Here is a 22530-nt window from a genome sequence, read left to right on the forward strand (position 1 = left end):
CTCGTTGTTCAACTCATGCGCTGATGCTAACTGACTGACATCTTGCTGGCATATGCGCGACTAATCTCACCCTTCATCGGTTCGCCATTCAAGAAGCTCTTCATATCTTCAATGAGCGTCCGAGTCACGATCAAGCGACGATCGATGGTAGGTCCACCCATATGAGGCATTAAGATGGCATTGTCCAGCTCCATCAGCTTATGACCTGGAGGCAGCGGCTCGACTTCGAATACGTCAAGCACAGCCTTGATCTTGCCTTTCTCCAGCACTCTGCACATGGCTTCTTCATCAATGATAGCACCGCGTGCTGTGTTAATAAGGAGAGAGCCGTCCGGCATCCTATTCATCAAGTCCTCGGTAATGAGATGATAATTCTCTTTCGTATTCCCGCTATGAATGGATACGATATCGCAGGTTGAGAAGATCTCGGGAAGATCCGCTTTCTGCATGTTATGTTTAACAAGCTCCTCCTCGGCGATATGTCTGGAGAATACTTTAATATTGGCATGGAACGGTTTAAGCATCTCGATAACGAACTTGGATATCATACCGTAGCCTACGATACCGATCGTCTTGTCAAGCAGCCCTTTATTATTGAAGTTATCAGGCCAGATTCCCTGCTTCAACTCACTTGAATAACGAGGAATATCCCGCAAGGAAGCAAGTGCGTAAGCAATGACGCTCTCCGCAACCGACTCCGCAAACACGAGGTTGCCGCTTGTGGCGCGAATGCCTTGTCCATACGCTTCATCCGTTACATAAGGCCTTACAGAGCCCCCGGTGTGAGCGACCAAACGCAGTTTGTTCGCATGACGGAGTACCTCTTCATCGAATATCGGTGTTCCCCAACCGGTCACACATATATCAACATCCTTCAGATTGGCGCATAGCTGCTCCTTGGTGAACTGGTCACCGCCTTCATTCCAGACAACTTCGCCAATCTCCTCCAGCTTCCACATTAACTCATCACTAAAAAAAGTATTAAAGATATGACCTTTCGGTATCGTCACTAGAATCTTGACGCTTGCCATGATATTGCCACCTTTCTACATTTCGTCGCGAATGTTAATCTTTGAAGTCACAGCTCTATCCCCTTCACGAACAATCTCAATTCCATTTCTGAAGTGACAATCTTGGACAACGTTAGGACGCTCCGAGCGCGAGCTGCGTTGAGTAAATACCAACTTATCCGCGGTACACCCGCGAACTTGAACACCGTCAGCGTTAATCAGCATCGTGCCTTCTTGCGGATATTTCTCCGTCTTCGTTATGTACACATCTTCCAGAGTCAGATCCGTTACCTTAGCGTGGGCAATGAACCAAGATCCCGAATGACGCTTCACCGTTATTCGCTTCGCGCTGTCTCCCCATGTGAATCCACTGTTCGCAAATGAGATCAGACCTGAATTGCCGATATAAGTTAAGTCATGTTCGAACTGGCCATGTGTTACAAAAGCGCCATGGAAGTCGCCATCGGCGTGACAATTCTCCACCATGCAGTAAGCGCTGCCAGTAAAGTCGTTCAAGTGGCGTGAGTTGCTTGCTGCGCAGTCGCGCACTTTGCCGTATAGGCAGTGTATCTGCTGCGTCAGATAGCCCGTTCCGCCAACAACTACCTCCACAGGGTTGGTTAGCGAGCACTTCTCGGTTACGAAGTACGTATTATGCCGTCGCATCAGAACAGGCCAATAGGTATGGTAGGCATGCAGACCGAAGGCATTGCAGTCCACTGCGTATTCGAACGCAAGCGGTTGCGCCCCTTTGTCTTCCCCGCCGTGATTGCCCCAGAACACCATGTTGCGAACGTTCACCTTCTCAACTGGCTTTACCTTGCGATAAGTGAGCACTCGCCCCTGTTCCAGCGGCCACCCCATCTTGTAGTTAAACCGTACATGGGTAGCATCGATAATCTCGGTTACCATCAGCATCTTATCAATCTCTTTTTCTTCCCTGCCTATGTGATTGTTCACCGACACGATCCACCAGTCATACAGCTGAAAGGCACTACTGTCTTCTACTTCAAATATATCGTACAGCTCCGATAGAGGTTCGGTCAGCGCGAGCTGCTGCTCGTCTCCCGTCGGCTTGCCGATGAAGTGCATCACGGCTCCGAAAGGGTCATTGTGCTGAGCAGGCTCAATTCCATCGGTTGTCATATTGAAGTCATGAAAGTCGAGCTCGAGATTGCTTCTAGTAAACTTGTGACGCTTAACAAATCTCAGATCCGTAAACGCCTCGATTCTCTTAATTGCAGGGTCGTTCACCATCGCCTCCAGTGCATCATCAGCTGGCGTATCAGGTCCGAATACGCCGAAGACTCTGAAGTCGCATACACCGTTATGGATAAGCAACCATCTTCCAGACTCCCCACCTTGCGCCGACGCGATTACGGTTCCGCCATTGTGGGGTAGAACGCAGCCTGCCTTCCACAGCATCTGCATAGAAATGTCGCCAGGCCTATCATATCCAAGCATCATAGCCACATCTCCGTCCTTCAGATTCTCAACTTGCAGAGCTGTTAACTCTTCAATGGAACATATCTGATAGAACAAGCTTACCCCTCCGTTTATACAGAATGATGCAGCTGTCGAATTTATCCAGAGCCTCTAATCCAATCATATACGCAGTTGTTCTTATTGTCACATAGGTAAATAAGACATTTCGATAACATTTCCTTTCTATAACTCTACTTCCACCAATTACACCTTTAATCATAATTGATCCGTTTTGAGATCCTTGAGGTACCATACATCGCACGAAAAATGGCCTGTGTCGCCTATCGGCTTATCTAAGGATGTGAAGCCATACTTTCGGTAGAACCTATTAGCCGCCTCCATATTGCTTAACGTTTCAATATAGCACTGGTTATAATGCTGACCCGCAAACTCCAGTGCTGTCGCCATAAGCTTATGAGCGATTCCCGTACCTCTCGTCTCTGGCAAGCAGTACATCTTCTGCAGCTCGCAGATCCCTGCCAGATTGTCTACTGGTCCAATGCCGCAGCCTCCAACGATCTTCCCGTCCTGCTCAACGACCCAATACTTTGCATTATCCGCCTGATAGACCTCCGATAGTCTGCCCAACAGTGGATCCGCCCAAGCCAAGCCTTCCCGGTCCCCGCCGAATTCCTTGAGACAGGTTCTAATAACATCCTCTATTTGTTTGTTATCTCTTTCTTCCAGTTCTCTTATCAGCATGCTGCATCCCTCTTTCTCTATTCCATCGGAGTCCCATATTTACTTAGCTGTTCCGTGATAGCTATCGCCTCTTCCCGCGTCTCGGCAGGAGCGGATATGATCAAATCCTTCGTTGTCTTGGCATCCCCACTAATCGGCTCAAATACCTGAATATTTATTTTTCCCATATGCTTATCTATCCATATGCTTCCCAGGGATTCTAGGATTGGTCTACCATTGGAAAAGGAACTGTAGATCAAATATCCCCAGCCGTTTCTGATGTCATCGTAGAACACAATATTAACCAACTGATATTCCTTCGTATACGGATATTGCTCAATGACGAACGTGCCTTTGAATCGAGGATCAGAGAACCATCTCGTATAGAGCTTGCCATCGACCTTAATCTTCGTTCGTTCCATATAGCTGGCATCATTTGCTCGATATTGTACCGCAGGGTATTCTGCATGGATCGTCTCAGGAATGGCGGATATGCCGATCAACACTGACATCACCAATCCAATACTCAATAGAGCAGCCAATATCCACTTCATCGGTCTCCAGAAGATCTGCACCCGATCATTTATACTGTCTTCTTTAGCTTGCTTCACTCTGAATTTCATATAAGCGTCTGCTTTTTCTTCTTCCGTCTCAGGGTCAAACTTTCCGAAATTCGGCCCTATTCCGATATTCTGATCCCTTCCGAGGTTCGGCTCCATATCCGTGACTGGAAGCGGCATATCTTCTACTTCACCCGTAAAGTTCATCGCCAGCGTGTGGATGTCACTCACCATAGAATAATCTAATCGATCATGCACAGCCAATATCTTCTGTCGGAGAGCAACCTCCTCGTTCAATGCACAGCAATGTTTATAGCAGACGTCCTCTATCTTTTCGGGGTGCTGCTGCATGTCCTGAATATCAGCAATTGAGAACAGCATCTTTCTAAGAGTCATGATGGCTTTCAGATTCTCAACATCCTGTTCAGAATATTCCTGATACTCCCTGCCGTTTTGGATCTCTATCTTCGGATGAATAAGTCCGTTTTCCACATAGAATCGAATCGTATGCTCGGAGAGCCCTGTTAACTGACGAGCCTCTTTCAAGTTCATGATCAGCACCATCCTTTAAATCCTGTAAACATTAGCCATGGTATTATTGGAAATTCGCTATAAAGACCGCATTCCCTGCTTCCAAAGCATTCAGCACTTGATATGGAAGGCGCATCACACTCTTTTCTACTATTATGATTTCTTATGCTAAGTATCAGGAATTCGTATTGGTGTTTCATATGGGTTTCTCTTATTATGAAAGCTGATCGTTTGTATAAATATTCATAATAATTGAGGGGACTCACCACCATGATCACATTGAAAAGATTGGCTCCCGGGCTCGGGCTTGTACTTGCTATTTCCATCATTGCGGTTGTTCTAGGTACATATTTTCCTATCGTAGGAGGTCCTGTATTCGGTCTATTATTCGGTCTTCTACTGAACAATACGGTAGGAAAGCCACAGAGTACGTTAAACGGGGTAAAGTTCAGCTCCAAAAAAATACTGCAATGGTCCGTTATTATCATCGGATGCAACTTAAGCTTAGCCAGCGTCTGGAGCACAGGCGTAGAATCGTTAGCTGTACTGCTGTCCAGCTTGTTGGCGGCATTCCTGGCGGCTTATTTCTTCGGCAAGCTTCTTAACATTCCTTCTCGACTAAAGATCCTGATCGGGGTAGGCACAGCCATATGCGGCGGTTCGGCAATCGCAGCTACATCTCCAGTTATAGAAGCTGAAGAGACAGAAATTGCGTATTCGATATCTACCATTTTCATGTTCAATATAGCTGCTGTACTGTTGTTTCCGTTTATCGGACATCTGCTCGGGTTATCCGATACGGGATTCGGGTTATGGGCAGGCACGGCTATCAACGATACGTCTTCTGTCGTCGCTGCTGGCTACTTATACAGTAATGAAGCAGGCGATTACGCAACGATCGTGAAGCTGGTCAGAACGACCTTTATTATTCCGATCACGTTCTTCCTAGCTATGTACTATGCGAGAAAGAAGAAGAAACAACAGCAAGTCGAAGGTAATTCAGAGACCTATAAACTGTCCAAAGTGTTCCCATGGTTTATCGTTTGGTTTCTAGTCGCCTCGCTCATGAATACTTTAGGATTGTTCAGCGAGTCGGTACTCGCATTCACGGGAGAGGCCTCCAAGTTCATGATTGTGATGGCATTAACCGCAATCGGCCTAAGCGCAAACTTGAAAGCGATGCTTAAGACCGGGGTTCGGCCTTTGATATTTGGACTTAGCGTATGGTTCTCTGTCGCAACCGTAAGTTTAATTGTGCAGTCGTTGTGCGCGCAGTTGTAATAGCAACTTTTCAAATATTTAAAGGAGGAGTCCAGGGTAATCCTTGGGCTCCTTCTCTTATGACGGATTCAATACATCGATAGGGATGGATCAACTGCCGAGCAATATGGTGTTGACAAAAATCGCTTGATATATTATCTTTAATTCAAGATACTTTATTTAAAGAATTAAGTTGCTAACATTATGTCAGAAGGAGCGTAAGCCTATGACAAACACATTTAGAAAGATCGAGGGGATATATAGAGGGGCGCCATTCAACATGGTAGGGGATGGGTTTCGCGTCTCCAACTACTTTCCGTCAGGGAATAACTTTGCGCACCAGATGAGTCCGTTTATCCTGTTGGACTATAACTCGCCGTTTGTATTTCCGCCAAGCGATCAAGTGAAGGGTGTTGGAGCTCATCCGCATAAAGGCTTCGAGACGGTATCCATCGCTTATGAGGGCTCTGTCGAGCATAACGACAGCTTCGGCAACCACGGGATTATAGGACCTGGGGATGTACAATGGATGACAGCAGGTTCGGGGCTTCTGCACAAGGAGTACCATGAGAAGGAATTCTCCAAGCGCGGAGGTACATTCCATTTCATCCAACTATGGGTCAATCTCCCTGCGGCACACAAGAATCATCCACCTCGCTATCAAGCGCTCTTGAAAGAGGATATGGGCAGAGTCGAGCTTCCCGATAACGGTGGAACTGTGCGCATCATTGCAGGAGATTACAATGGTATCAGCGGACCAGCTAAGACCTTTACGCCAATACACCTGTTTGATATCGACTTTAATACCAATGGTAAAGCGCAATTCGAGCTTCCGGCTTCCTTCAATACTGCGGCACTAGTGCTTAGAGGAAGCGTCAAGATCAATGAATCGCACATAGCTAAAGAGAGCGACTTCGTGCTGTTCGGAAATGCTGCTGGAGAGATTGCAATCGAGGGGCTGACCGATGATGCACTTGTAATCATCTTAAGCGGCGAACCGATTGATGAACCGGTTTATATGCATGGGCCATTTGTCATGAACACTCGTGAAGAGATTATCCAAGCGTTTAAAGAGTATCAGGCTGGAAAGATGGGGAGTCATGATTTCTAACGTTAATCACGACATCGCACCATCCTTACTTTAATTGACCATCACATGTACTTGACATATCCTTATTGGCAATGAGCTGGAGCAGAAGATCAAGAAACTGCTTGCGCTGATCTTGAGATAGATTGCCCAGCAATTTATCTGCGATCTCCGCCTGATAGGTTAGAACCTGATTCAGGTTCGTTTCCGCAAGCTCCGTCAGTTGGATAAGTGTTGCTCGGCGATCCGTTGGGTCAGGGATACGTACAAGAAGGTTCTCGCGTTCAAGCGCATCGACGAAATCCGTAACGGTACGAGCCTTGATCCCCAGCTTGGCTGCCAATTCATTCATGCGGATCTTGCCAGATTCGGATACAACGGATAACAAGCGCAATCTAGGGCCTGTAATCTGGTAAGGCATGTTGAATGCAGACAACTGCGCATCAAATTCTCTTTGAATGTAGTGGGCTGATCGGATCAGTACATGGATAACGTCAATCGGTATCGGGTGATCGGTCGTGGAAAGCATAAAACTCCTCCTTGATCTGTTGGGAAAACTATTTCTATTCTCATTTCAATAGACGAGTTTGCTCTTAGTGTGTATGCTCACAATATTATACACTCGGCATCTGGCCTCAACCATAGTTAAGCTCTGGCAATTTACTTCTTATTGTAGCTGATTATGAAATGGATGCAAATTCTAACCCGAAAGAAAAATGCTTGCCTGCTCCATCTGTCATCTTTACTTGACACAACAAAAAATACTGTGTATCCTCAGTATATCAACATAGAGAGCAACATCATAGTGAGTATACTCATTTCTAATGTTTTATATATCGCTCGTTTCTCTCATGTTAACCCTACTCTATTACTTCATTTAATGGGAGGAACTACAATGTCTACTGTATTATTTGTCAAAGCAAACAACCGTCCTATCGAACAATCCGTCAGTGTGAAGCTTTATCACACTTTCTTGGATCAATATAAGCAATCGAATCCGAACGACAACATTATCGAGTTGGATCTGTTCGCAGAGCAGCTGCCCTATATGGATGTCACGATGATCAACGGCCTGTTCAAAGCAGCTAACGGTTATGAGCTATCCGCTGAAGAACAAGCGCAAGCCGATATCGCTAACCGCTACATCGATCAGTTTCTTGCAGCAGACAAGGTTGTGTTTGCATTCCCGCTGTGGAACATGACAGTTCCTGCGGTTCTGCACACGTATATCGACTACTTGAACCAAGCGGGCAAGACGTTCAAGTATACGCCGGAAGGTCCAGTCGGACTGGCAGGAGATAAGAAAGTCGCGCTGCTCAACGCTCGCGGCGGGAACTATTCCGAAGGCGAGGCTATGGCAAACGAGATGGCGGTTAACTTCGTGTCGAAGAATATGAAGCAGTTCGGCATTCGCAATCTGACAACGGTTATCGTGGAAAGCCACAACCAGTTCCCGGATCGAGCAGAAGCGATTATTCAAAACGGTATAGATGCAGCAGCTCAAGCAGCGAAAACGTTCTAATCACTCATTAAAAAAGCCCGTTTGCAGCCGAATATGGCTTCAAACGGGCTTTCTGTTTGTATAATCATCAGTATTTCGAGAAGGTATCCTGCATGATATAATACGAATCCTTCAGCCGCTCGTGATAGATCGGAACATCCCATTCATCCCAGAAATAAGGCTTCAACATCTCTCTAGTAACCGCCGTCCCTTGCGGGATGACAGGGAGCGTCTCCACACGTTCGGTATTCCCATTCTCCCCCTCGTTCAAGACAAGAAGTCGGAATCCCTCCGTGGTTGCACTGGACTTCACTCCTTGTCCTGTACCCCACATATCGCCGATTATCTCATGCTTGCTTGGGTCCTTCACATTCAGCATCAACCATGGAATGCGGATCTCCAGTACGCCTTGCTCCTCATTCACCGCATAGTCTGTCAACGAGTCATAGTCCTCTGACCGCACATCACTGTTCCCGTGCTTCAACTTGCCTGTTGTATAAGACATAAGCGGATATACGATATCCTCCCCGCCAGGAACGTCAAGCGTCAGCTTGTTACGCAGGAGCAGACGGATCGGATGATAGATGCCGTTATCCTTCTGCTTCACATAGCTTTCCTGCGGTATGATGTTGAGCTCATGCGCGTAGCTGTAATAATAGCTGTCATAGTAGCTGTCGATGAACATTTCGGCTTGATCCGAGCTCTTGACGTCAATATAGAAGTCGAATCCCGCTTCATTATGGAGACCGCTCTGGCCTGGCAGCTTCGTGATGCCTTGGTTATCAATCGTATCCAGCATGATCTTCGTATCGATCTTATCCTTATTCAACTGCCCATAGTCGAGCCGCAGATATAGATACTCCGAGTCACTCGTCATATACAGCCGCTTCAGATTCTGCTTGCTGTTCTCCGGCACCTGATAGATCGGACTCAGATTCAGACCGTCCCAATCCGCCGTATGTCCGTCAATGTTGATCACAGCCTCATTGATTCCCGGATCAAACGACATGATGCCGAAGAATTGCTCATTGGTCTGAATATTCGGCCAATATGGCCGACGATCTGGATTGTCATACTCCATCGTGTTCCAGGTTCGTTTAAACCACTCGTCCTGCCACGCGAATATCATCCCTCCGGCATAGTTCTCCGCGATAATATCTTCGTAGAGCCCTTTAATCAGCTCACCTTGCTCCTTCTCGGAATGACCGCCTTGATCCTTGCCTTGCGGATTGCTGTGCGTGATTCCGCGCGATGCAGGTATCCCGAATTCAGCTACGACGATTGGAAGCCGATGAACTTCCTTGAGCGCTTGAAGATACCCAGCATATGCATTTTTCTCCCCCCGCTGATCCACATAATCCTGGTACTCATTGTTCATGAATTCAGGATAATAAGGGTAGATGTGATAAGAAGCAAAGGAGCCCGGGTAATGCACATCCGTCGTGTAGATATGGTTCGGATCGACAACAGACATGTCCTCTCTCACATCGGCTTCCGATGGATGGTCTAACAGATCGGTCGTAATCCAGTTCGTGAAGCTTAGAAGATGCTGCTGGTTATAATGATCAGCTTCATAGGAAGCTGTATATTCCATACTATTCGCCAGCCACAACTCAAACGGCGAGGCGTCCTGGGTATATACATATTGGCCTTGAAGCTGCTTCGCTTGTTTATGGTTCGCATTCGTGTTCTGAACCACAAACGGGTCCCATTCAATTCCGATGATCCACCCTAACAAGTAAGGCGACACATCGTACTTATACTGACCCGAAGCATGTCCCTTTCGCTCCGCAATCACCGCATTGCCATGTACCGCATCGACTACATTGCGGATCTCCTCGTAGAATGGCTCGGTGACCTGATCCGAATAAGCATCCTGCGTATCAACCAATTCCTCTTCCAGCACCCACGCTCCATGGAACAAGTACAACGGATTAGCGGCTGTCTGGTTATAATCATACAAGGCCTCATAGAATCCTGGAGGCTGCAGCGTGTACACCCGAATCGAGTTGGCATTCATCGCGCCAATCTGCTGAAACCAGCGGTAATACTCGTCTCGAGTAATCGCCGCTTCTCCAGGAAATACGCCTGGCTTACCCATGCCAATGTTAACGCCCTTCACCGTAAAGTCTACCCATTGACCGTCCTTGAGAATCTGAAGCTTATCGCCTTGCGAACGGGCATTATAGGTTACGCCGTTATCTGTCTGATGCTCGACTATAGCAGGCTCCTCAGGCACATGAAGTCCGTTGTGCAGAATCTCCTTCATCAGTGGCACGTAAGCCTTCCAATAGAATTCATCTTCTTCACCATGCCAGTTAGGAAGCCTCTTGAGATCCGCGTAGAAGAAGCTCTCATACAATTCGGGTACCTCTCCCTGATTCAAGTAATCCCCGCAGAAATAATAGCTCGCATACCGATTATTCTGATGATGAATGACGGCGGGAATCTCGAGTGGAATAGAGCGTTCTTTAAGCTTATCTTGGCCTGAAGCCGTCACTCCAAGCTTATAGGTAGCCAGCACTTCTTTCGGCTCTGCCGGTTCCATAATATCAAACCAGCCTCGATAAGCGACTTCGTCGGTTAATCCTAACTGCTCTCTGCCTTGGTCCGTGTACGAGAATTGAACCGGCGTGCCTTCTGCCTCAATATCTTCTTTCGTCAATACGAGAACATCGTCATGATATTCGTTCAGCAGCAGGATGCCTTCCCCGCTATAGGACCAAGGCTTGCCCGACTCTTCCTCATATTGAGTTTTCACCTTGGCAGGGATATCCGCACCTGCCAGATCGCTTGTATACCTTCCCGTCCAGCCTGTCCACTGTACGTTAAGCAGCGTATACATATTCTCCTTGACTTCAGCAGTGGTGGATGGGCCGAACAGATTATATTCCGCGATTAAGGTTCCGCCCTTATTCAACAGGTGGTCGCGGATCGCTTCATATTCCGCTTGCTGCAGCCCGTTATGAGGCTTGACCTCTTGCTCATCGACCCCGTACATATCTGCTAAGTAGATGAGATCGTACGCATCCAAGCTGCTCGGCAACTTATCGACACTGTAGCTATTGCCTTGAGACAGCTTGATACCGATATAATCGGAAGCCGGATTATAAGGTTCACCGGATTCGGGCTTGATCTTCTCGTTGTTCAACAGCCAAGTTAATCCCTTATGATGCCTATAGGTATCGTCTGGAACCGTCTTATCGAAGATGAGCACGTTCAGTGTAGTTGACGGCTTCAGGAACCATAGCCAGAACGGCGAAGTTAAGACCAGAAGGACTAAGACAAACGTTAGGATAACAACCCACTTCTTATTGATCAGATCAACATTTTTCATGAAGACAGTCCTTTTCGTTTCATTTCACCCCAAGAACGCTTGCGGAAGAAGAATTGAATAATTCCCTCGACCCTCCATATGACAGTTAGCGGGCGATACCATATAATTTCAGTCAATGAATAGAAATAAAGCTTCAGCACATCCTTATAGCTCGAATACTTGCGTAGATTCCACTGCTCCAGCTGCATCGCTAACAGTGAAATGATAGAGCCATACAAGATCAGGACGAGCAGCAGCAGTACCGCAAACTCATAATAGAGGTTCCCTAAGATAAAGGAAATAATAATGAATATATACCCTCCAAGCTCAACGACGGGACCCAAGAACTCGACGATCCAGAAATACGGAATAGACACCATCCCTATAGGACCGTAACGCGGATTAAGGAACATCCTACGGTGTGCCGATAGACTCTCAAGCAAGCCGCGATGCCATCGATTGCGCTGTCTTCGCAGATCGCGCATCGTTTCCGGCGCTTCCGTCCAACATACGGGATCAGGAACAAACACAATACGCTTATTCAGCTTCTTTTCCTTGATGATCCGCTGCAGTCGAACGACCAGCTCCATATCTTCACCGAGCGTATTGGCGGAATATCCGCCTGCTTCCACGACCCATTCCTTCGAGAACACTCCAAAGGCGCCAGAAATGATCAACAGCAAATTATGTCGACTCAAACCAATTCTACCAATTAAAAAGGCTCTTATATATTCGACAATCTGATAAATGACAAGCGGCTTGCTGGAAAGCTTAATATTTTGCACGACACCCATCTGAATATCGCTGCCGTTCGCGATTCTAACCGTCCCGCCTGACGCTATAACATCATCATTTGAATCAATAATAGGCTTCATGACCTTGATCAATGAATCTCTCTCCAATATCGAATCCCCATCTATAGAACAGAAATGCGAATAATGAGCAAGATTAATGCCGGCATTCAACGAATCCGCTTTGCCGCCATTTTCTTTATCGATCATATAGAGATTCGGAAGCAGTTCAGATTGATACACCGCTCTTACAGGCTTCGTATGAAGAAGCTGTCTCATCTCTGGATTCACCTGAACCATCTGAAAATGATCCACCATCTTCTCTAACGTGCTGTCTGTTGAGCCATCATTAATCACAATGACCTCGATCTGCGGATAGGTTAAGCTCAGCAGAGATCGAACGCTGCCTATAACCCCTAACTCTTCGTTATACGCTGGGATCAGGATAGACACCGGCTTGGTATACGTAATCTCATTAAGTTCTTTATGCGCAAGATAGCTGTTCAGCTTGTGTTCTCTAAACATAGAGAGTGCCGCGAATAGAATCATGACTAGATAAAACAGGCTGACACCCATTGTATAGACCACGACGAACATGCTGAAAAAATATAAAATAGTTTGCCAAATCGTTTCGATCATAGGTTGTTCACCCTCAACTGTTGAATTCTAGTTGCGTTAGCTCACCCAAGATCTGCTCCCCATCCTTGGAGCTCGACAGCGCTTGAGCCGCTTGATTGCGAACCCACCAAGATGGATCCTTCATAAGCATAGCTAGATATGACATAGCTTCCGACGTTCCTACGGAACCTAGCAGCTTGGCGACCATCATGCGCTCTTCCCATTGAGGAGACGTGACGAATGAGGTATAGCGCATCACATTGTCCGTGTAGCCAAGATTGGCAACGGCCTTGAGTATTCGAATGCGCTGCTCTGCTTGATCCGTATCAGGCTGATCAAACACGAGATTCTCCAGAATCGGTATATACTCATACTTCATCTGAATACTCACCATGTCGATTAAGCTGTATTGAAAGTCAGCAGGCAGGTTGGCAAACTGGTTCATCGTTTCTCGAAACTGAACATCTGACATCATGGCCGTCAGCTGGCGGTATTCAGAAGGAGATACCGCTGCAGGCGACTGCAAGATATAGGATAAATAGTCAGGGTGACGAGTACTTACTACTATTTTGCACATCAGCGCATACTCTTCACTCGATACACGCTTGGGCCGCTCCATCATCTCCGCCAGTTCTGTGGTGAGCGTGTCCATCCTATATTCTAAGATCGAATACAGCGCGTTCATTCGATAGCTCCACTTCTTGCTCTTCAGAAGCCGCCGATAATGCGCGGTAAAGTACATTTCAGTAAATGACTTTACCCTCTGCTGAATCTCTTCCCCCTGTACTACTCTTAAGTAGCGATTCAACAGCTGCTCCATAGCCTGCAAGGAAGCCTTGGAATCCGGAACAATCAGCCGTGATGACTCGCCATGCACCAGATATTGATATAACAGCGTGCTATTACGCTCCGCGAAGGATTGGTTATAGGCATTCTGTCTGTTATCCAACCATTTGAGAACGGTGATGTAACAGAATATAGCAAGTGTCAGGATCAGCAGTGCAGATATGCATACACTTAATATGGCGATCTCTCTGCTTACCATGACGCTAACCTCTTGATCATGCGCTTGACCTTCGCCTGCAGCAGCTTGATGTTAAACGGCTTCGCGATATAATCATCGGCTCCATTTTCAAGCGTATATATGGTTTCATTCTCTGTATTGCGGCTGCCCAGCATAAAGATCAGGTATTTATCTGAATTCGGCATCTGGCGCAGGTCCTTTAGAACCTCCATCCCATCCCGCTGGGGCAATATGTCGCTCAGAAATATAATCTGCGTATGAGATGAATAATAGCGATTGGAGCTAATGAAGCTGCTGCCGTCATTAAAGGTTTGAATATCGAAAGTCGTATTGTCGAGTTGAAGCCCCTCGATGAGATTGGTTACGATATTCTGCGTGATGACATCATCATCAATGATCGTGACCCTGATCTGTCTCGTATCCGGCGCCGCTTCAATAACACCTTGTTCCAGATGAAAGGCTTCTTTCTCCATAGCGAGCTCCAGCGCTCGATTGATGGAGTCCATGATGTCTTTATACGTCGTGTTCGGATTGCGAACGGCGACCATTCCGCCTATACACTGAACTCTCGATAGCGGCTCCTCTTCTCGCAATAATGCCATCTGAATTCTCTTCATAAAATACGCCGCTTCTGTTTCGCCTGTATGCATCAATACTAGAATGAACTGCTGATTATTCTCTGTTTCAAATAGAAGATCCGTCTTCCGAAGCTGACCAGATAAGAATAGTCCTAGGCGGCTGAATACGTCATGATACGCGCTTGGCTGCTCTTGATTCTCACGGACTGCAATACGAATAACCGAGAATGTCTCCCTCGATCTCGGCAAATCTGCTAGATTCCATGCTAGGAACAGCTCTAGAAAGTCCTTATGACAGGCTCCTGTTTGCTCATGGATCAGTATGGATCTGAGGTTATTGTCATTGTTGTTATCAACTGTATGCTTCATGCAAATGCACCACCAAATGTAAGTAAGTGATCGTGATCGTAATCAAATCATTAGTGCCAGTTATTGTTACATTATACATCACGACACATCTCGACACCATTCGTCAAGCGGAAAGAGGCTGTCCCGGAAGTCATGAGAATGACATCGGAACAGCCCCCGTATAATTTCTTGTGAGCATTCAATATACCATGGAGAAACTCTATCTGCCACTGGATATCAAAGGAGATGTTCTAGCCATAACATCCACATATGGGATATGGAACAGCCCCTTCTAATGCTTAAACATTCGTTATTCTTTCACATATTCTTTAGTGCTGCGCACCGTATCGATTGGACGGACCAATTGTTCAATCTGCGCACGCTTCGGCTCTAGGAATGGAGGGAGTGACAGCTTCTCGCCGAGTGTTTCGTAAGGCTCATCTCCCATAAAACCCGGTCCGTCAGTTGCAAATTCAAACAGAATCTGCGGCGCCACCCGCGCGTACAGGGATTCGAAGAAATGACGATTCACATACCCGGAGTTCGGGAATCCGAAGCTGTCGAGACGATCCGTCCACTCATCCAGCACTTGGCGATCCTCTACACGGAATGCCGCATGGTGAACGGTGCCGAAGCCTTGCTGCGCCTGAGGCAGAACCGCATTATGCTCAACGATGACTTGTGCGCCATTTCCCCCTTCGCCTACTTCAAACAGATGGAACGGTCCAGTCTGATCGATTTCTCTAAACAATAGCACTTTCTCCAGCATTTCCTTGAAATATTCGAAGTTCGCGATCCGCACAAAGACGGGTCCCAAGCCAGTAATTGCATGTTCTAGTGGAATCGGCCCCTTCTGCCATGGAGTACCCGAAGGTACGCCCTTGTTGTTCTCGTCTGAAATCAATTGATATTGCTGGTCATCAAAATCAACGAAAGACAGCGTCTTTTTGCCGAATTGCTCTTGAATGCCGTCATGCTTCACACCTAGACGAGTAAAGCGCGCCTCCCAGTAATCTAACGCCGCGTCTGCCGGTACTCGGAAGGAAGTCTTGGAGATCTCGTTCGTGCCATGGACACCCTTCGGAATGCCGGGGAAGTCGAAGAACGTCATGTCCGTACCTGCGCTGCCTTTATCATCCGCGAAAAATAAGTGATACGTCTGGATATCATCCTGGTTGACCGTTTTCTTCACTAACCGCATCCCTAACACATGCGTGAAGAAATCATAGTTCTTCTCTGCGCTGCTCGTGATCGCTGTGACGTGGTGAACACCTTTCAAATGGTTCATAGAACACACCTCCGTTATATAGTTGAGTCTGTATATATGACTTATTATCTCTAAATATAATATCTTTATTTCGAGATAAATATACCACGGTCCTAACTAACTGTCAATAAGTAAGTAACTCAGAGCTTCATGGACGTAAAAAGCTCGCAATAGACGTACTTCGACGTCCATGCGAGCCTGATGTTTAACAACAGCTGATCATTTATTTCTTCTATATAGATCCATGGATTTATATCCTTCGCCCAAAATGGTCTCCATCTCCAGCAGACGTTTCTCCTGCGTCTCTGCCCGCTTCGCGCTGTACACATACCGTGCCCAATCTTTCTGATAGCCGAATGTCAATTCGTTGTACATGCGCAATACTTCCTCATTGCGGCTCAAATACTGCTTAATATCGTCAACATGTACGATATAATCATCCACGCATTGGCTCGCCTTCGAGCTCGCCGCCTTCTTCGCTTTCTTAGGCTCACACTTCAGCCCTATAACCGTAAACACTTCATTAAAGCTCACCATTCGCGAAAACTTAATGCTGCTCTCCAGCACATAGCCTTCATCATCGATCGGTACCTTCTGAAAGAAGCTGTCGCGGTCGATGTACTGCTCATATTGTTTATTATTTTTCTTCGGATAAGCAAAGAATAGATATCCCTTGTCCTTGAGCAACTGGTTGTCCACGACGAAGCGCAATCGTTCCGCATATTCCTCCAGACTAAATATGAACATAAAGATAAGGTCATACTGCTCTTTCTGAATAGATGCGTCAAATTCCATTCCTTCAAAGTCTTGAACATCGTCAGGGAGATTCAGAATCGCCTTCGTTGGATATTTATTTAAACTTAACTTTTCTATGATCGTCTTTGTGTTCGCCTCACTCACGTCCATCACTCCTTGGGTTGACCGTTTCAGATCTGCCGCAATTCATCGTATAACTGCAGAATCCGATAGGTCGTGCTACATTTGTATAGTTGACATCATATCTCATTATTATAAATTCTACATAATCCGCAGTAAACCGCTCGATAGCGGCAACAGGAGATTAGTGGATTGCTTTGCCTCTCTATTAATGAACTAGGAGTGAGACTTGTGAAACCTATAGAGCATGGTCATCGGACACTTGCAGCAGAAAGAGCGGTACAGGACATCCTATTCGCAATCAACCAACGTATTAGTCCCGCTGTTAGCACATTGGTTGTGGCGTTAGATGGAGGAAGCGGCGCAGGAAAATCTACGTTGGCTGCAGCAGTGACCTCCACTATACCTGTCGAGACAACCGTCATCTCATGTGACGACTTCTTCTCAGCCTCTATAACTGATACAGAATGGGATACCTATACTCCCGAGCAAAAATGCAGACGGTGCATCGATTGGCAGCGCCTGCGCAGTGAATTGTTAGTGCCTTTGCTAGCTGGTCAAGCAGCGAAATACCACCCTTATTCAATGGATTCAGAGGATAGCCTGGCATCTCATTGGATAAGAAAATCTCCCGCAAAGGTGATCATTCTCGACGGGATCTACAGCGGCCTCCCTGAACTGTCTGACATCGTTGATCTCTCCATCCTTGTGAATGTGAGACCCGAAGTCCGATATGAGAGACATAACCTGCGAGAAGGCAGTGATGATGCGGCATGGCATGCAAGATGGGACCCAGCTGAGGACTACTATTTCGCCATGATACGCCCTTCCGAGACCTTTGATCTGGTAGTCCATACTTAAAAATGACACCTGCAGCGTATAAAGCGACCACCATCTAGGCCACGCCTTAGGTGGTCGCTCTAACGATTCTATGGCCGTCTTTGCTTCTCTAGCTGTTTGGTCTCTTCCTCGATCCGACTCACATCGATACGCTCAAACAGCAGCTCCAAGCTCTGGATCAGCCGATCAGCCGGAACTGCAGCAAGCTTCCAAACCGGTTGGTCAAGAGTCAAGAATGTTCTGATCTTCTCACAGGAAAATGGAACAAACGGCTGCAGCAAGTTAGCCAGATTCGCGATGATCTGCACACATGTATACAAAGTAGCGCCGCAAGCTTCTCGATCCGCCTTAATCTGCACCCAGGGCTGCTGTTCGTCAAAGTATTTGTTGGCTTGGCGAATGAAGGCAAATATGTGCTCAATCGCTCCCTTCAGATGTCCTCCTTCGATTAGCGCTCCTGACTCTGCATACACCTTCTCAATCTCCTCTTTCCACGCTTCGCTAAGATCGCCTTCGGGAACACGTCCCTCATACGACTTCTCAATGAAAGCCAGCGTTCGGTTCACGAAGTTCCCATAGGCGCCCAGCAGCTCTCCGTTGTGGCTATAGATAAACTCTCTCCAAGAGAAGTCGGTATCCCGCTTCTCCGGTCCGTTCGCGATCAGGAAGTATCGAATCGAATCCGGATGATAACGAGCCAGCAGGTCTGGCACCCATACCGCCCAATTGCGGCTTGTCGAGAACTTCTTCCCCTCCAGGGTCATATATTCGCATGAAATGATCCGATCGGGCAGATGAAGCCCCCCTGCACCCAAGAGCACAGCCGGCCATATGAGTGAATGAAATGGGATATTGTCCTTACCGTGCACGTAGTAAGCTGTGATCTGCTTCGGTTGTTCATGTTCATCCACCCAGAAGGACTCCCAGCTTCCACCTGTCTCAGCAGCCCACTGTTTACTGGCTGACAGATACCCGCTAACTGCCTCAACCCATACGTAGATCTTCTTCCCTTCGAACCCTGCCACCGGAACATCGACACCCCATGTCAGATCTCTCGTCGCAGCGCGATCTTGGAGCCCTTCTTCCAAGTACCGCTCCGTTAACTGCACCGCATTGTCTCTCCATCCCTGAGCCTTCTCTGCATATTCGGTCAATTCAGCTTGGAACCGCGACAGCGCCAAGTAATAATGCTCCGTCGGACGCTCAACAGGCGGATTGCCGCATATCTTGCATGTCTTATCCGTTAAGTCCGCTGGGTCGAGAAGCGTCGAGCAATAATCGCATTGATCTCCGCGGGCACGATTCCCGCACACCGGACAGGTGCCTTCGACGTATCGATCAGGCAAGAACCTTTCATCCGTTTCGCAATACGTTTGCTGTATCGTTTTCTTGTACAAATGCCCATTGTCTAGCAGACTCAGAAACAACTCCTGAACAACTTGATGATGAAAGGGTTGATCCGTGCGTGTGTACAGATCATAAGTGAATCCCAGCTTCTCGAAGCACTCGGAGAATTCCTGATGATATCGACCTGCGATATCTCCCGGAGTAACCCCCTCCTGAATCGCTTGCACGGCAACTGGCGTACCGTGACAGTCGCTGCCCGATACATAGAGCACCTTCTCTCCTTTCGCCCGATAATATCGCGCCAGCACATCTCCCGGAAGTAAGCTTGCCAATCGTCCTAGATGTAAGGATCCGTTTGCGTAAGGCCATGCCCCGCCAATAAAAATATTCGCCATCGTAAAGCCCTCCTTTTTTTTATGAAAAAACAAAAAAGCCCTCATCCCAAAGGGACGAGAGCTGTGCTCACGCGGTACCACCCAACTTTATCAATGCCTTGCGGCATTCATCTTTTCAGGTACGACGCGCTTGCGTTTATACCCTAGCACAGTAACGGATGCAGGTTCCGGCGCAGCCTACAACCGCATAGCGGCTTCGATGCGCAGCTCAGAGACCATATTCCCACGGTTATTCTTTACCCCGTTTCACCAACTGGGGCTCTCTGTAGAAAGACATCGCCATGGTACTCTTTCTCTTCTTCGCTTTTGTCGTAATTGTATTACTGGATAATATAGCTTATTTCATTTCCGAAAGTCAATGACATTAGGCCTAACCGCTCTCCACAGCGTGGACACACTTTCCTGAAGAAACTCCTGATTCTTCTCGATTCCCCGCCTTTTACACCAATCCACCGCACCGAATGCATCATAGAAATTGTAAAATGGCAGCACCGCTTCCAGCTCAACCATCGGACGTATCGACTCATATCCCTGAATGTAAGGCAGTCTCGTGCTCGGGTCCGCTTCCCATATGTATCGATTGACTTTCGTAAAGTCGATTTCCGTTGATCCGCCTCTTGCGCTCTCGTAATCAATAATCCCTGCGACTACGTTATCGTTCACAAGAATATTGCCCAGTCGAAAGTCCATATGAACGGCACGAGGGCCGTCAGGCGCAGGCAGCGCCTTGTACACGCCGTCAAAATGAACCACGCATCTCTCGTACAATTCAGGATCCAGGATTTCCTTGCACGGCTCTTTCCATGTTTCAAATTTATCTTGAATGTACGCTCTCCAATCATTCGGATCCAATAAGGTGTAACCTTCAGCCGTATAATAGCCGTAACCCGGCATGGCGACCTCATGAAGCATGGCGTGGTACATCCCGATCTGGTATGCGAGCTTATGATCCACGGCACCTGAACATGGAACACCTTCAATGGCCGATAGCAGCATGGCGCCTGTAGTTGTGTCGTCGCCACCCCACATGTCCAATACTCTCGGAACGGGGATGACCTCTTGCAGCAGATTCAGCATCTGATATTCTCGAATGAGCTTGTCCTTGTTATACGGAATCTTGGCGTACACCGCTTCTTGATTGATAAGAGTTAGCTTATACACCTCAGAACTGAAGGACTCCGGCACACCTTCAATATGAAGTACATTGAGCTTAAAATGTTCAATTACCTTCGAGATGGAATTCATCAGGCGCCTCCTTAAATGGGTCATAACGATACGGCACAAAGGAGCTATCCCCTAGTGGTATCTTTACCACTCGGACATGCTCCTTCTCCAGGCTGACGGGTTGGAATCTACATCAGCAGCCTTATCTAAATGCACTTCGTACAGTTAATTCTACTTGAAATAATGGATCTGGGGGAGATAACTGCATTTTCTACAGCTAAAAGTGAAGAAAATAGGCAATCATCGCCCCGATACCTATAAATAACTGCACCATTTACAGTTAGCTTCCCTCCACTATGCCATACATCCACATTAACGGTATGAAATGCAGCTAGTTGCCTACGCAGTTACTTCGATCTTCCTCTGGAATGCGCGAATCGCGCCTTGGTCTCTCGAGCGATCCAAGATCGCGAAGACGATGCTGTCGAACAGACTTGCGTAGTTCTCATCATACAGCAGCTCACTCCAATATTGTGCTACCGTATCAGGATCATTGCCGAATACGCCGCAGCCATATGCGCCTAAAATAAGATTCCGGTCTCCTCTAGCAGCAAACAGCTCCAGTACTTTCCTCATTCGGTTCTTCATCACTTCAAGCGCTAGATCAGGATTCTCCCGCTTCTGTAGAACTTGCCCATAATTCACGGCTGGTGCCGTTAAGACGGAAGCCGTCACTGGCTCCGCAAGCAATCTCATCGCGTCATTGCGGATAAACACCACATCGGGCGAATAGATCATATGATCCGTATACATCATCGTTCTGCAGGCGCGATTGGCATTGTAATATTGTTCATGCTGCAGCTGTGTGTCATAGAGACCGCTCGCGATCGCAAGGCTTTCCTCCTGAGCAAGGGCGCCGTTCAAGAATCCCCCGCCCGGATTCTTCGCGCTGGCGAAGTTCAACACGCCGATCCGACGGTGCCCCTGACCGTTCATATCTAAGATTGCCTGCAGCGTGGAGGTACTCGCGATGGTTACATGTGCCCGCTTATCACCTGCGCGAGCATCTATCTGTCCAACAAGCTCATCAGCTTGCTCAGGCGTGATTAGTTCACTCGCTTGAAGAGAGGCTTGGTGCAACTGCTCAATATCTACCTTGCTGCCATCCACCATATAATACCCCTGCTTCATCCACTGCACGGTTTGTTCGGCAATCGTTCTGCGTTCATCTCGATTCATTCGTTCTCAACTCCTTCTGCTCACTGTTGCGTAACTAACTGCATCTATTCGACGCTCCCCGCTCCCAATAGCATCTGCCTAGCATCCATCAAGGCGAATCCTAATAGATTCTGACCCTTCCACAACATCGGGTTCTCAATCGACTCATGGTCCGCAGCCATTCCGATTCCCCATATCCGATCAACTGGACTCGCCTCAACCAGCACCCGATTTTTCGTGCCTAATAAGAAGTCCCTAAGCTGCATGTCTTGTGAAAATTTCGCATAGTTGCCGCGTACGACAATATCATATCGGTGTTGGTCCCACAGCTCAGCGTCGAATCCACGCACTTGTCTCCCCAAGGCTTTAATCCGCTTAGGATCATGGGAAGCTATGATCTGATTGTATATGTCATGATCCTGAAACAGCCTTGCCTTCTCAGCCATCATATATTGTTCCGCACTGCTGTAGGTGACTCCATCGAGGGTGAATCGGCATTTCCACCATTGGCTCAAGCAGCTCTTCGTGACGCTCCCATCGGCAGATGGACGATGCCCCCAGAAGAACAAGAACTTCAGCTTCATTCCCCGCTGGTAATCTTGCTGCAATTCATGCAGGAGATACATTCCGCAT

The 22530-nt window shown here is 47.4% G+C and carries 19 protein-coding genes and 1 other annotated feature; of the genes, 4 read left to right on the forward strand and 15 right to left on the reverse strand.

Annotated features, from left to right (window positions below; genetic code table 11):
• Positions 1-26: 26 nt before the first annotated feature.
• The 4 genes from ACXX53_RS14785 to ACXX53_RS14800 all read right to left on the reverse strand — a co-directional run bounded on the left by ACXX53_RS14785 (position 27) and on the right by ACXX53_RS14800 (position 4288).
• Entirely contained in the window at positions 27-1031 is a 1005-nt protein-coding gene (locus ACXX53_RS14785; RefSeq protein WP_458569428.1) for a hydroxyacid dehydrogenase, read from the reverse strand.
• A 15-nt stretch (positions 1032-1046) separates the two neighbouring features.
• Positions 1047-2552, reverse strand: coding sequence for a hypothetical protein (locus ACXX53_RS14790; RefSeq protein ID WP_458569429.1), 1506 nt, complete (start codon positions 2550-2552; stop codon positions 1047-1049).
• A gap of 159 nt (positions 2553-2711) precedes the next feature.
• Positions 2712-3197, reverse strand: a complete 486-nt coding sequence (locus ACXX53_RS14795) for a GNAT family N-acetyltransferase (RefSeq protein WP_458569430.1) — start codon at positions 3195-3197, stop codon at positions 2712-2714.
• 17 nt (positions 3198-3214) lie between these two features.
• Positions 3215-4288, reverse strand: a complete 1074-nt coding sequence (locus ACXX53_RS14800) for a helix-turn-helix domain-containing protein (protein ID WP_458569431.1) — start codon at positions 4286-4288, stop codon at positions 3215-3217.
• A gap of 249 nt (positions 4289-4537) precedes the next feature.
• Here ACXX53_RS14800 and ACXX53_RS14805 point away from each other — a divergent pair, with 249 nt between their 5' ends.
• Both ACXX53_RS14805 and ACXX53_RS14810 read left to right on the forward strand, forming a co-directional pair.
• A complete protein-coding gene (locus ACXX53_RS14805) occupies positions 4538-5548 on the forward strand; it encodes a YeiH family protein (protein WP_458569432.1) in 1011 nt (336 codons plus the stop codon).
• A gap of 205 nt (positions 5549-5753) precedes the next feature.
• The gene (locus ACXX53_RS14810) at positions 5754-6638 is read left to right on the forward strand and encodes a pirin family protein (protein ID WP_458569433.1); all 885 of its coding nucleotides are present in this window, start codon (positions 5754-5756) and stop codon (positions 6636-6638) included.
• Between the two features lie 25 nt (positions 6639-6663).
• On the opposite strand, the gene ACXX53_RS14815 is transcribed toward ACXX53_RS14810, so the two are convergent.
• Positions 6664-7143, reverse strand: a complete 480-nt coding sequence (locus ACXX53_RS14815; protein ID WP_458569434.1) for a MarR family winged helix-turn-helix transcriptional regulator — start codon at positions 7141-7143, stop codon at positions 6664-6666.
• A gap of 366 nt (positions 7144-7509) precedes the next feature.
• Here ACXX53_RS14815 and ACXX53_RS14820 point away from each other — a divergent pair, with 366 nt between their 5' ends.
• On the forward strand, positions 7510-8136 hold the full coding sequence (locus ACXX53_RS14820; RefSeq protein WP_458569435.1) for an FMN-dependent NADH-azoreductase: 627 nt from the start codon (positions 7510-7512) through the stop codon (positions 8134-8136).
• Between the two features lie 67 nt (positions 8137-8203).
• On the opposite strand, the gene ACXX53_RS14825 is transcribed toward ACXX53_RS14820, so the two are convergent.
• The 6 genes from ACXX53_RS14825 to ACXX53_RS14850 all read right to left on the reverse strand — a co-directional run bounded on the left by ACXX53_RS14825 (position 8204) and on the right by ACXX53_RS14850 (position 16963).
• On the reverse strand, positions 8204-11452 hold the full coding sequence (locus ACXX53_RS14825) for a hypothetical protein (protein ID WP_458569436.1): 3249 nt from the start codon (positions 11450-11452) through the stop codon (positions 8204-8206).
• Complete coding sequence (locus ACXX53_RS14830; RefSeq protein WP_458569437.1) at positions 11449-12861, reverse strand: glycosyltransferase family 2 protein; 1413 nt, start codon at positions 12859-12861, stop codon at positions 11449-11451. Before ACXX53_RS14830 ends, ACXX53_RS14825 begins: the two co-directional genes overlap by 4 nt.
• 13 nt (positions 12862-12874) lie before the next feature.
• Positions 12875-13885 (reverse strand): HEAT repeat domain-containing protein, encoded by a 1011-nt coding sequence (locus ACXX53_RS14835; RefSeq protein ID WP_458569438.1) that lies wholly within the window; start codon positions 13883-13885, stop codon positions 12875-12877.
• On the reverse strand, positions 13879-14811 hold the full coding sequence (locus ACXX53_RS14840) for a response regulator transcription factor (RefSeq protein WP_458569439.1): 933 nt from the start codon (positions 14809-14811) through the stop codon (positions 13879-13881). Before ACXX53_RS14840 ends, ACXX53_RS14835 begins: the two co-directional genes overlap by 7 nt.
• A 289-nt stretch (positions 14812-15100) precedes the next feature.
• Entirely contained in the window at positions 15101-16078 is a 978-nt protein-coding gene (locus ACXX53_RS14845) for a ring-cleaving dioxygenase (RefSeq protein ID WP_458569440.1), read from the reverse strand.
• Positions 16079-16276: 198 nt separating this feature from the next.
• Positions 16277-16963 (reverse strand): YdeI/OmpD-associated family protein, encoded by a 687-nt coding sequence (locus tag ACXX53_RS14850; RefSeq protein ID WP_458569441.1) that lies wholly within the window; start codon positions 16961-16963, stop codon positions 16277-16279.
• 201 nt (positions 16964-17164) lie between these two features.
• On the opposite strand from ACXX53_RS14850, the gene ACXX53_RS14855 reads away from it, so the two are divergent.
• Positions 17165-17794 (forward strand): uridine kinase family protein, encoded by a 630-nt coding sequence (locus tag ACXX53_RS14855; RefSeq protein WP_458569442.1) that lies wholly within the window; start codon positions 17165-17167, stop codon positions 17792-17794.
• Between the two features lie 68 nt (positions 17795-17862).
• Here ACXX53_RS14855 and metG read toward each other — a convergent pair whose 3' ends face one another.
• From metG to ACXX53_RS14875, 4 genes are all read right to left on the reverse strand, one after another.
• Positions 17863-19515 carry a methionine--tRNA ligase gene (metG, locus tag ACXX53_RS14860; RefSeq protein WP_458569443.1) on the reverse strand — a complete coding sequence of 551 codons (1653 nt, stop codon included), beginning with the start codon at positions 19513-19515 and terminating at the stop codon, positions 17863-17865.
• Positions 19516-19562: 47 nt separating this feature from the next.
• Positions 19563-19825: a binding site (T-box leader), on the reverse strand.
• 32 nt (positions 19826-19857) lie between these two features.
• Positions 19858-20760, reverse strand: coding sequence for a phosphotransferase family protein (locus ACXX53_RS14865; protein WP_458569444.1), 903 nt, complete (start codon positions 20758-20760; stop codon positions 19858-19860).
• A gap of 318 nt (positions 20761-21078) precedes the next feature.
• Entirely contained in the window at positions 21079-21918 is an 840-nt protein-coding gene (locus ACXX53_RS14870) for a TIGR02452 family protein (protein ID WP_458569445.1), read from the reverse strand.
• 44 nt (positions 21919-21962) lie between these two features.
• Positions 21963-22523 carry an NADAR family protein gene (locus tag ACXX53_RS14875; RefSeq protein ID WP_458569446.1) on the reverse strand — a complete coding sequence of 187 codons (561 nt, stop codon included), beginning with the start codon at positions 22521-22523 and terminating at the stop codon, positions 21963-21965.
• Positions 22524-22530 lie beyond the last annotated feature (7 nt).

This window comes from Paenibacillus marinisediminis, from assembly GCF_054343325.1.